General features: G+C 69.5%; 9 protein-coding genes and 1 pseudogene. 6 read left to right on the forward strand and 4 right to left on the reverse strand.

Going from position 1 to position 11,400, the window contains the following annotated elements; translation table 11 throughout:
* Positions 1-11 precede the first annotated feature (11 nt).
* Positions 12-1,268 carry an O-antigen ligase family protein gene (locus DSC_RS03600; protein ID WP_014159770.1) on the forward strand — a complete coding sequence of 419 codons (1,257 nt, stop codon included), beginning with the start codon at positions 12-14 and terminating at the stop codon, positions 1,266-1,268.
* 6 nt (positions 1,269-1,274) lie between these two features.
* On the opposite strand, the gene DSC_RS03605 is transcribed toward DSC_RS03600, so the two are convergent.
* Positions 1,275-2,042, reverse strand: a complete 768-nt coding sequence (locus tag DSC_RS03605; protein WP_043290928.1) for a glycosyltransferase family 2 protein — start codon at positions 2,040-2,042, stop codon at positions 1,275-1,277.
* A gap of 11 nt (positions 2,043-2,053) precedes the next feature.
* The gene (locus DSC_RS03610) at positions 2,054-3,622 is read right to left on the reverse strand and encodes a DUF6798 domain-containing protein (RefSeq protein WP_014159772.1); all 1,569 of its coding nucleotides are present in this window, start codon (positions 3,620-3,622) and stop codon (positions 2,054-2,056) included.
* Positions 3,623-3,707: 85 nt separating this feature from the next.
* On the opposite strand from DSC_RS03610, the gene DSC_RS03615 reads away from it, so the two are divergent.
* The 3 genes from DSC_RS03615 to DSC_RS03625 all read left to right on the forward strand — a co-directional run bounded on the left by DSC_RS03615 (position 3,708) and on the right by DSC_RS03625 (position 7,036).
* Positions 3,708-4,766 (forward strand): UDP-N-acetylglucosamine 2-epimerase, encoded by a 1,059-nt coding sequence (locus tag DSC_RS03615; RefSeq protein WP_014159773.1) that lies wholly within the window; start codon positions 3,708-3,710, stop codon positions 4,764-4,766.
* A 222-nt stretch (positions 4,767-4,988) separates the two neighbouring features.
* Entirely contained in the window at positions 4,989-5,531 is a 543-nt protein-coding gene (locus DSC_RS03620) for a PH domain-containing protein (RefSeq protein ID WP_014159774.1), read from the forward strand.
* 26 nt (positions 5,532-5,557) lie between these two features.
* Positions 5,558-7,036, forward strand: a complete 1,479-nt coding sequence (locus DSC_RS03625) for a PH domain-containing protein (RefSeq protein ID WP_043290379.1) — start codon at positions 5,558-5,560, stop codon at positions 7,034-7,036.
* 172 nt (positions 7,037-7,208) lie between these two features.
* Here the strand turns inward: DSC_RS03625 and ribA are convergent, their stop codons facing one another.
* The gene (gene ribA, locus DSC_RS03630) at positions 7,209-8,360 is read right to left on the reverse strand and encodes a GTP cyclohydrolase II RibA (RefSeq protein WP_014159776.1); all 1,152 of its coding nucleotides are present in this window, start codon (positions 8,358-8,360) and stop codon (positions 7,209-7,211) included.
* Between the two features lie 400 nt (positions 8,361-8,760).
* A pseudogene (locus DSC_RS16495) lies at positions 8,761-8,878 on the reverse strand (lauroyl acyltransferase); the annotation flags it as partial.
* Between the two features lie 83 nt (positions 8,879-8,961).
* Here DSC_RS16495 and dtd point away from each other — a divergent pair.
* Together dtd and rpoD are read left to right on the forward strand one after the other, a co-directional pair.
* Positions 8,962-9,399, forward strand: coding sequence for a D-aminoacyl-tRNA deacylase (dtd, locus tag DSC_RS03635; RefSeq protein ID WP_014159777.1), 438 nt, complete (start codon positions 8,962-8,964; stop codon positions 9,397-9,399).
* Positions 9,400-9,512: 113 nt separating this feature from the next.
* On the forward strand, positions 9,513-11,378 hold the full coding sequence (rpoD, locus tag DSC_RS03640; RefSeq protein WP_014159778.1) for an RNA polymerase sigma factor RpoD: 1,866 nt from the start codon (positions 9,513-9,515) through the stop codon (positions 11,376-11,378).
* Positions 11,379-11,400: the final 22 nt, after the last annotated feature.

Genomic DNA, 11,400 nt, shown 5'->3' on the forward strand with positions numbered 1-11,400 from the left:
AGATGAATCCGATGCTCGCGCCCCGCCACAGGATGTTTCTGGACCAGCCGTTCCCCGACTCGCGGCGGCTGCGCACGGCGCGTGCGCTCTACGCCTTGGCATTGCTGCTGATGCCTGCATGCATGATCGCCACCCCGTGGGGGCTGACCCCGGCCGCATGCCTGACCCTGGTCGCCGCGCTGCTGGCGCCGGACCGCATCTGGGCCGCGCGCAAGGCTGCCGGCTGGCCGGTGCTGATGATGACCGGGGTGGTCGTGACGGTCGCCTGTGTGGTGAGCTTTTCGGTGCTGGTGCACCACGATAGCTGGGGCGAAGCCGGCAGCCGCGGCCGGGTGCTGCTGATCCCGCTGGCCTCGCTGATGGTGCTGGGCCTGGCGCCGCCGCGCGCCGCGCTGTGGGGCGGGGCGGTCCTCGGCTTGCTGGGCGCGGCGGTGGTGGCAATCCTGCAGATCCGGCAGCACCTTCCGCGCGCCGATGGCTGGACCAACGCGATCTCCTTCGCCGATGCCGCGGCGATGCTGCTGGCGCTGGTGGTGTTCCTGCGGCCTTCCGGTCGGTTCGCGATCACTGCCCTGGCGGCCTGTGCCGGGGTGGTGGCGATCGGACTGAGCGGGACCCGAGGGGCTTGGCCGGCGGCAGCGATGGTGGTGATCATGGCGCTGTTCGTGCGCGCCACCAGTGGCCGTGGGCATCGCCTGGAAGCCTGGGCGCTGGCGGTGCTGGCGCTGCTCAGCATCGCGCTCGTCCTGCCGCAGGTGCAGCAGCGGGTGGAGGCGCTGCGGGTGGACCTGATGCGCTATGCGGCGGGCGATCCGGATTCGTCCTCGGGCGCACGCCTGCAGTTGCTGGACCTGGCCACCGAGGCCTTGATCGCCGATCCCTGGACCGGCGTGGGCGTGGGCCGTTTCGAGCGGGTGCTCGAGACCGCGCCGCAATGCCGGGTCCCGGCGCCGGACGACTGGTGCCGGCTGCGCCACGCGCACAGCGACTTCCCCGAATGGGGCGCGACGATGGGCATCCCCGGGCTGGTGGCGCTGTTGGCGCTGTACGGCGTCCCGGCCTGGCTGTTCGCCCGCCAGCTGCTGGTCCAGCCCTTCCCGCGCCGGTCGCGCAGTGCCGCGCTGGCCGGATTGGCGGTGGTGGTGGTGTTCGTGTTGTGCGGGCTGAGCCAGTCGATGTGGGCGCACCAGCTGACCGGCAGCAGTTTCGTGGTCCTGGTCGGGGTGTTGCTGGGCTTCAGCCTGCGCGAAGACCCGCACAAGGCTTAGGAGTTCCTACGGATCCCGCACCGGCTGGCCGTGCTGCAGCAGCCACAGCATGATCGCCTTCTGGCGCACGTAGTTGGCGCGCACGTAGGCGTAGACCAGGCCGCGCCAGCCATCCAGGAAGCCCAGCCGGAACACGTAGCCGCGCCAGAACCGCCAGGCCGGTGACACCACCAGCTTGGCCCACGAGGCGCGCTTGCCGCGGGCGAATTCGTGCTGGGCCATCATCAGGGCGTAGCGCTGGGTCTTGGCCAGCTGCTGTTCCAGCGAGCGGTACGGGAAATGCAGCAGATGGCCGGCCAGCGTGCGCACCGGTCCATCGACGCTGGCCGCTTCGTGGATCTGGCGGCTGCCGCGCCAGCCGCCACGGCGCCGGTCGAACAGCCGCAGGACCCGGTCCGGATAGGCGTTGCCGTGGCGCAGGAACCTGCCGAAATAGTCCGAAAGCCGGTTGAAGCGGTAGCCCGCCGCCCCGGCAAACCCGCCATCGCGCGCGGCCAGGATCGACGCGCGCAGGGCCTGGTCCACGCGCTCGTCCGCGTCCAGGCACAGCACCCAGTCGTGCAGCGCCTGTTGCACGGCAAAGTCCTTCTGGCTGCGATAACCGTCGAAGGCGCGAACCAGGACCCGTGCGCCCAGCGATTCGGCGATCCGGCAGGTGGCATCGGCGGAACCGGAGTCGACCACGATGATCTCCTCGCAGAAGGCCAGCGAGCGCAGGCACTCGCCGATCCGGTCGGCCTCCTCAAGGGTGATCACGCACGCCGAGATTGGCACAGTGGCCCGCTTCACCGGCTCGGTTCCGCGGCCAGCGTGGCATCCAGCGCGACCACCCGGTAGCCGGCGTTACGGTACAGCTCGGGCCCGCGCAACGGACTGGCCGCAGGCACCACTGCGGCGCGCACGCCGTAATCGCGGGCGAGCGCGGCCAAGCCGCTGGCCGGCAGGCGCGCATAGGCCGCATCCAGGGCCTGGGCCACTTCGATCCGCCCGGCTCCGGTCGGCAGGGTGCCGCCGGTGATTGCATGCAGGCGCTCCAGCCATTGCTCGCGACCGGCGCCACCGTCGGGGTTGATCTTGAATTCGACCAGGGTGGAGCGGTCGCTGCACGCGGTGAAGCCGACATGTCCCGGCGGGGTCGCATACAGCACCTGTGGACCGCGTGCGCGCACCCAGTCGCACAGCTCGGTCCAGTCACCGCGCATGCGGGCGGCATCGACCACGCGCAGGCTTGGCGGCTCGCCCTTGGCAAACGCCACACCCAGGGCCCCCAGCGCAAACAGGGCTGCCGCCAGCCACGGCCAGCGCTCGGCCCGGGGCGCAGGCCAGGGGCCCTGCGCCAGCAGCGCGCACGCGGCCAGCACCGGCACGAACATGCTCAGCCGCAACAGCTGGGCGCGCGCGATCCAGCCACTGCGCAGCAGGTAGTAATCCAGATAGTGCAGCACGGTGAAGGCCATCAGGATGAGCGCGACCGACAACAGTGGTGCGAACCGTGTCGCGCGCGCATCGCCGCGGCTGCGCCAGCGCCGCCACGTCCACGCGAACAGGCCCAGGTACAGCAGCACCACGGCCATGCGGTTGCCATGGAAGGTGAAGTGCTGCGGCATCCGGAAGGCCACGTCCTGCAGCGCGCCCATCTGCCGGGTCAGGCCCTGCTGCGCCAGCGCGACCAGGTCGTACAGCGCCGGCGCGGCGATCAGCAGGGCCGCGGCCAGTCCCGGCAGCCAACGAGCCGGCCGCCGCCAGATTCGCTGCCGGGTCGCTTCCAGGGCCATCACCAGCATCCAGATGCCGCCGATCTGCAGGTGCACCAGCGCCACCGCGCCGGACAGGGCCAGGGCCAGGTTCCAGCGCCCGCGCACCAGCGCGGCCAGCGCGAACACGATCCCGGCATGGGCGAAAGTCGGCGGCATGATCGGGCCGTTGCCCAGGAACCGGTTGGCTTCCACGCCGTGATCGAGGAACGCAAAGCCGCTGGCCAGCGCCACCGCCAGCAGCATCCGGCGGCCCCGCGCCAGGGCCAGGGCCGCACCCAGTTGCCACAGCGCGGCAAACACCAGCAGGTAGCCGGACCAGGTCAGCACGGCAAAGGCGGCGCGTTCGCCAAGCGGCAGGGCCAGGGCCGCCACCAGCAGCGCGAAGATGCGATGGTGGTGGGCGCGAAGCTGGATGCCGAAATCGCCGGGCAGGTAGCCCGGATCGAGCAGCCGGCGCACCACCGGGATGAGGCCGGCGTGGTTCTCACGCCCGACCTGGATGCCATGGTCCAGGGCGATGGCCAGCGCGGCGCAAGCCACGATCGCGGCCAGGGCCAACGGCCGGTTCGGGACTTGCAGGGACGGCGGCTGCGACATCAGGGCTGGTCTGGCAAAACGGCGCACAGTTTATCGGAAGCCTGTGGCGGTCCCATGGAAAGGCGGCGCTGGTATCGTGCCGCGCATGTCCGCCTACCTGTTGCTTGCCTCGGAGCTGTATTCGCTGCCTGTGCTGCGCCCGGTCGCCGCTGCCGCGCAGGCGGCGGGCCACCGCGTCGGCTGGCTCTGTGCCGCCCCCCTGGCAGCACGGCTGGGCCCGGGCGAAGTACGCATCGCCGACCGCGCCGCGCTGGCCGCGTTCGCGGCCGACGCCACGTTTTCCACCGTGCACCGCATCCCCCCGCAATTGCCGGGCAAGCAGGTGCAGTTGTTCCACGGCCTGAACATCGACAAGCGCGACGATGGCGGCCGCGGCCATTTCCGCATCCGCGACCTGTTCGACCTGTATTGCACCCATGGTCCGGCGACCACGCCGCGGTTTGCCGCGCTGGCGCGTGAGCATGGGGATTTCGCCGTGGCCGAAACCGGCTGGCCCAAGCTCGATCCGCTGTTCGCGCCCGCGGCGGGCAGGCCGACGTTGCGCGACGCCGCCGGCGGCAGGCCGGTGGTGATGGTGGCCTCGACCTTCACCCGATCGCTGAGCGCGGCCCCGGCACTGCTGTCGGTACTGCCGGAGTTGATCGCCCGCGGCGACCGCTACTGGCTGCTGACCCTGCACCCCAAATGCCCGCCGCCGCTGTTCGACGCCTATCGCGCCCTGGCCGGTGCCCACGCCCGGTTCCTGGAATCGCCCGATGTGGTCGACATGCTGCGGGCCGCCGACGTCCTGGTCTGCGATACCTCCTCGGTGATCGAGGAATGTGTGCTGCTGGACAAGCCGGTGGTCACCCTGCGCACCCGCCGCCCGCAGCCGTACCTGCTGGACGTGCAGGCACCGGAACAGGTCGATGCGGCCATCGATGCGGCGTTGGCGCAACCGCCGGCGCAGATGCAGGCCGCCAGGGAGTATGGCGCGCGAATCCATCCCTCGCGCGATGGCCACGCCGCCCAGCGCGTGGTGGCCGCCACCGAGCGCCTGCTCGAAGGTGGCTTTGGTCCGCTGCGGTCGCGGCCAGCTCACCCGTGGCGGCGCTGGCGCGCGCGCTCGACGATGCGGGCGCTGTTCGAGCCGGGGCTGTGGTAGCGCGGATCTGGGCCGGCCATCCTGGGCCGCCGCGTCACGTGCGTGGACGCGTGCGCGGATCAGCAAGGCAACAGCGCGAGGGTCCACGGCCCCATCGCAACGGTTTGAGCCGATGGTAGGCTCCTGCGCGATGACCGCCGCCGGGAGCACCGGACGGCACACATGCCGGACCGAGTTCCCTCGACCTGGCGTTTCTTTGCACTTCCCGCCAGGTCACGCGCGTTGCACGACATCCCTGCTCCCGACCGTCTGCCACCACCGCTCGGCGAAGATCCGGCCACCGGCACGGGCCTGCCCGAAGGCTGGCAGCAACTGCCTGCGCGCGGGGCAAAGCTGGCCGCCGCCGGTGCCTTGCTCGGCACCCTGGGCGCAGGGCTGGTGGCCCTGCTGGTGGCGCACCTGACCCTGCCGCTCGCCTTGCCGTGGCGGTGGCTCGTCGCCGCCAGCGCGGTGCTGGCCGTGCTGGCCGGGGGGATTGCCTACCGCCGCCATCGCTGTACGCGCTGGCGCCTGGACGCGCAGGGGCTGGCCCTGAGGCAGGGACGGTTGTGGCAGAGCCAAACCCAGGTCCCGCTTTCGCGCGTGCAGCACCTGGACCTGCGCCGCGGCCCGCTGGAACGCGCCGCGGGCCTGGCCACGCTGGTGGTGCACACGGCCGGGACCCGGCTCAGTGCGGTGTCGGTGTCCGGCCTGGACCAGCGCGACGCCGAGCGCCTGCGCGAGCGCCTGGCGCGCCAGCTGGACCGCGACGACGACGCACTGTGAGCGAGGCGGCCGCCATCCCGGCAGCGATGCGCGAGCAGCGCCTGCATCCGTGGTCGTGGCTGTTCGTGCTGCTGCAGCAGCTCAAGCAGTTCCTGCTGCCGCTGATCGTGCTGGTGGTATTCGGCGGCCGCGACGGCGAGCGCGATGTCTACGAGAACCTGGCCACCCTGGTGGTGATGGCGATCCTGGTCGGCGTCTCGCTGGTGCGTTACCTGACCTATCGCTACCGCATCGGTGCCGATGGCCTGAGCATCCGCAGCGGGCTGCTCAGCCGCAACCGCCGCGAAATCCCGTTCGCCCGGATCCACAACGTGGTGGTGCACCAGTCGCTGCTGCACCGGATCTTCGGCGTGGCCGAACTGCGCCTGGAATCGGCCGGCGGGGCCAGGCCAGAAGCGCAGATGCGGGTGCTGCGCCTGGACCAGGCGCTGGCGCTGGAACAGCTGGTGCGCCAGCGCGGCCAGGCAACCCCGGAGCAAGCGGCCGAAGTCTCCGACAGCACTACCCTGTTGACCCTGCCGCCGGGCGAGATCGTGCGGCTGGGGTTGATCTCCAACCGCGGCATGATCGCCATGGCCGCCACCGCCGGCGCGGCCTACCAGATGTTTCCGCAGAAGATGGTCGCCAACGCGATCGAGGATTACGGCCAGCAGGTGTTCGGTTACGCCAGCCGGCTGCACATGGGCTGGATGTCCGGCCTGATCACCGCAGCCAGCCTGCTGGTGTGGGCGATCGCGCTGCTGCGGGTGCTGTCCATCGCGCTGGCCGCGCTGCAGTACCACGGCTTCCGGCTGAGCGAATCGCAGCGCCGGCTCACCGTCGAGCGCGGCCTGCTGGCGCGCGTGCGCACCAGCGCCGCGCGGCGACGCATCCAGTCCTGGACGCTGCGCGAGGGCGTGCTGCATCGCTGGTTCAACCGGCGCAGCCTGAACATCGATACCGCGGTGGTCGAGTCGCGTGGCGAGCACCGCAAGTCGATCCGCGAACTGGTCCCGCTGGCCACACCGGACACCTGCGATGCGCTGGTGCGGCACGTGCTGCCCGGCGTGCAGTGGCCGCCCACGCACTGGCATGCGGTGCCGATCCGGCACTGGTGGCGGCTGTGCCTGTGGCCGGCGTTCTGGCTGGCATTGATCGCCGCGGCGCTGTGGCCGCTGGCCGGTCAGTCCGCGCTGCTGGTGTTGCTGTGGCTGCCGTGGTCGGCGTTCAAGGCGCATCGCCAGGTGCGGCGCATGGGCTGGAGCGTGGACGCGCGTCTGGTCGCCGTGCGCGGCGGCTGGTGGACGCGCTGGTGGCGCTTTGCCGAAATCGACAAGCTGCAGGCGCTGCGCCTGAGCCGTTCGCCCCTGGACCGGCGTTGCGGCACCGCCTCACTGCTGCTGGATACGGCCGGCGCGTTCGGCGATGGCCCGCGTCTGAAGCTGCGTTTGGTGCCGCTGGAGCAAGCCCGCGCGCTGCATGCACAGCTCAGCCTGACGCTGGCCCGTCGACGCCTGCGCTGGTGAGCAACGGCGCGCAGCGCGCCAGGGGCCGGGCCCGCATGCGGTCCATCGTGCCCATCCAGGAGCCAAGGAGTTGCCATTGTTGGCGGTTCCCGCCCATGGCGACTTTTTGACTTGAAGTTCATCGCCTGCGTCCATGCGCGCCGGCGCCGCAAGCGGGTGGTCGAAAACCGGGCTACGACAGCGAGGCGATCAGTGCATCCACATCCAGCGCGTGGCCGGCGCGTGCGGCCTTGGTGCGCAGGTAGCCTTCGTTGTCGGCGGTGATCCGGCCGGTGACCGGCATGCGGCCCACCACTTCGATGCCGGTCGCGCGCAGGCGCTCGACCTTGGCCGGGTTGTTGGTCAGCAGGCGCACCTGGTTCACGCCCAGCCCGCGCAGCATGGCCGCCGCGCCTTCGTAGCGGCGCTCGTCCGGGCCGAAGCCCAGCAATGCGTCCGCATCGATGGTGTCCATGCCCGCATGCTGATAGCCGTAGGCGCGCAGCTTGGCGGCGATGCCGGTACCGCGGCCTTCCTGGTCCATGTACAGCAGCACCCCGCCGCCCAGCTCGGCCAGCTTGAGCAGGCCGTTGCGCAACTGATCGCCGCAGTCGCACTTGAGCGAGCCGAACAGGTCGCCGGTCAGGCACGAGGAATGCACCCGCACCGGCACCGGTCGGGTCAGGTCGGGTTGGCCGACGATGATTGCCACCTGGTCGCGCTGGGCCACCCCGCCACGGAATACCACGAACTGTGCCGGGCCGACCTCGCGCAGCGGCACCTCGGTGCGCACCACCAGTTCCCAGTCGCGGTTGGCGTGCGCGGCGCCGGCAGCCAGCTCCTGCAGCGACAGCTGCGCGCAGGCATCGAAGGGCGAGGGCGCCGCCTCCAGGTCGTGCACCAGCAGCACCGGCAGCAGCAGGCCAAGGCGCGCGATCTCGGCCGCCCCGGCATCCAGGCCGGTCGGGGACGTCCATGCAGGCGGAGCGCCCTCGGAGGGCAGGTAGGCCAGTGCAGCCAGGCTGTCAAAGTGGCGGCCGGCCACTTCCAGACGCGCGCCGCGCGGTGCATCGATGCCCAGCACGCGGGCACGGATGCCGGTCACGAACAGCGACACCCCGGCGCCTGCGGCGGCCACGAACGCCGCGTAGGACGCCGGCGTGGCGCCATCCAGCGCCAGCACCGCGGTGCGCGCGCCGGTGCCCTCGTGCAGCACCAGCGGACGCCCGCTGCGCAACTCGGCCGCCGCGCGTTCGCAGGCGATCGCGGCGGGGTGGCCGAACGGGGCCGGCAAGGGGACGGTGGGAGTGCTCATGGCAGGTGCGCGCAGCGGGTAGGCAGACATGCAGGGACTCCTTTCAGGACTGACGAAACCGGGAATGGCCGCCTGGAAAAGGCTCGGCGTCGTTCCGGAGACGCGCCTGTCGCTGCATGGGATGCAATCGCGTCGTCGAAATTCAAGCTCGGTGTGCAGCCATGACTGCGATGCGAAAGCGCGGATGGTCCTTTTGTCAATGAAATGCAGGTGCCCATGATAAGCGGCTGTTCACCTCTGACACATCATTCGGCCCTTGGCCGGAGGACACGAACCAGCGCGCGGACGGCCATTTTCCGTCATTGCCCCTTGCCGGCACGAGCACGACGGCAGAACGGTGCAGGGCACTCTACGCGCCCCTTGCCCAGTCCAGCCAAGCCGCCGCGAACAAGCCGTTCACGTCGGCCCCGTCAATGCAAGTGCCTGGCCGGTGGGAATCGGCCTGGCCGCCGCCCGGCGGCCAGCAGCGTGTAACGCTTGTAGGTCCACGGGTACTGGGCTGGATCGCGCCGGGCCATGCGCTCGATCCGGGCGTTCAGCGCGGCCGCGTAGATGCCACAGGCCCGTCATTGCAAAGCGGCCGGCGCGTCCACACCCTGTGTAGCCCGTCCGCCCAAGGAAGCCTGCTCCCATGTTGTCGCTGATCCAGCGCGTGATCCGCGCTTCGGTGGAGGTGGAAGGGCAGCGCGTCGGTGCGATCGGCCCGGGCCTGCTTGCGCTGGTGGCACTGGAGCCGCACGACGGTCCGACCCAGATCACGCGCATGGCCGAACGGCTGCTGGGCTATCGGGTGTTCGCTGACCAGGCCGGCAAGATGAATCGCTCACTGGCCGAGACCGGCGGCGGGTTGCTGCTGGTCAGCCAGTTCACCCTGGCCGCCGACACGCGCTCGGGGATGCGGCCCAGCTTCACCACCGCCGCACCACCGGAACAGGCTGAACGCGGATTCAACCAGCTGGTGCAAATCTGCCGACAACGCCACGCCGGGGTGGAAACCGGGCGCTTTGGCGCCCACATGGTGGTGGAGCTGGTCAACGACGGACCGGTGACCTTCCTGTTGCGGAGCTGATTTTTTCGCGGCAGGACCCTGAAACCTGAACGCCACGCGGCCAGACTGAGCATGGCCGGGCTGGTATAATACGTGGTTCTCCTGACTCTTCCTTTAAGGCGGCGCAAGCACTCATGGCCAACGAACGTCCTGCCCAGGCATCCGACATCAAGCTGTTGATCAGCAAAGGCCTCGAACAAGGCTACCTGACCTATGCCGAGGTCAATGATCACTTGCCCGACGACATGGTCGACCCGGAGCAGATCGAAGACATCATCGGCATGATCAACGGCATGGGCATCGCTGTCCATGAAGTGGCCCCGGACGCCGAGACCCTGCTGCTGGCCGGCGAGGCCTCGGGCAATCGCGAGGTCGACGAGACCGCCGCTGAGGAAGCCGCTGCCGCGCTGACCTCGCTGGATACCGAAGGCGGCCGCACCACCGATCCGGTGCGCATGTACATGCGCGAGATGGGCACGGTCGAACTGCTGACCCGCGAGGGCGAAATCGCCATCGCCAAACGCATCGAGGAAGGCCTGGGCAAGGTCCAGGCCTCGCTGGGCCTGCTGCCGTCCATCATCGAAAGCGTTCTGGAAGACTACGAGCTGCACAAGGCCGGCAAGAAGCGTCTGGCCGAAGTGATCGTGGGCTTCAACGACCAGGTCGACGAGCCGGAACCGCCGGCCGTCGTCGCCGATGCGGTCGACGCCACCGACGAGGCCGATGCCGAGAGCGTCGACGAGGAAGTCGATGAGGATGCTGCCGAGGAAGAGGCCGGCCCGACCGGTCCGGATCCGGAGGAAGTCGCCCGGCGCATGGAGGTGCTGGCCTCGACCCTGGCCAAGTTCAAGAAGGGCTACGCCAAGGCCGGTGCCGACAACAAGGCCGGGGCCAAGCTGCGCGCGGAAATGGCCGACATGTTCGTGACCCTCAAGCTGCCGCTGGCGCTGACCGACACCCTGGTCAAGAACGTGCGCGAGGTGCTGCAGCAGATCAAGGACCAGGAGCGCCGGGTGCTGCACCTGTCCACGGTCACTGCCAAGATGCCACGCAAGGACTTCATCCGTTCGTGGGAAGGCAACCAGACCAACCTGGAATGGGTCGACGAAGCCCTCAAGCGCAAGCAGAAGTGGTCTTCCGGCCTGCGTGAGGTCAAGGACCAGATCATCGCCGAGCAGCGGGCCACCATCGCGGTGGAGCAGGCGATGTTCATGAGCCTGGCCGAGCTGAAGGACATCAGCCGGCAGATGGCCTATGGCGAGGCCAAGGCACGCAAGGCCAAGAAGGAAATGGTCGAGGCCAACCTGCGCCTGGTGATCTCCATTGCCAAGAAGTACACCAACCGCGGCCTGCAGTTCCTGGACCTGATCCAGGAAGGCAACATCGGCCTGATGAAGGCGGTGGACAAGTTCGAATACCGGCGCGGCTACAAGTTCTCCACCTACGCCACCTGGTGGATCCGCCAGGCCATCACCCGCTCGATCGCCGACCAGGCGCGCACCATCCGCATCCCGGTGCACATGATCGAGACGATCAACAAGCTCAACCGCATTTCCCGGCAGATGCTCCAGCAGTACGGCCGCGAGGCCACGCCGGAGGAGCTGGCCAAGGAGATGGACATGCCCGAGGACAAGATCCGCAAGGTCATGAAGATCGCCAAGGAACCGATCTCCATGGAAACCCCGATCGGCGACGACGAGGATTCGCACTTGGGCGATTTCATCGAGGACACCAACGTGGAGTCCCCGGTGGAGAACACCACCAACATCAACCTGATGGAAACGGTGCGCGACGTGCTCGCGGGCCTGACCCCGCGGGAAGCCAAGGTGCTGCGCATGCGCTTCGGCATCGACATGAACACCGACCACACCCTGGAGGAGGTCGGCAAGCAGTTCGATGTCACCCGCGAGCGCATCCGCCAGATCGAGGCCAAGGCCCTGCGCAAGCTGCGTCACCCCTCGCGTTCGGAAACCCTGCGCAGCTTCCTGGACATCGATTGATCCTCTGAACGCATTCCTTGCG

It is taken from the genome of Pseudoxanthomonas spadix BD-a59 (genome assembly GCF_000233915.3).
In the GTDB taxonomy this organism is placed as follows: domain Bacteria; phylum Pseudomonadota; class Gammaproteobacteria; order Xanthomonadales; family Xanthomonadaceae; genus Pseudoxanthomonas_A; species Pseudoxanthomonas_A spadix.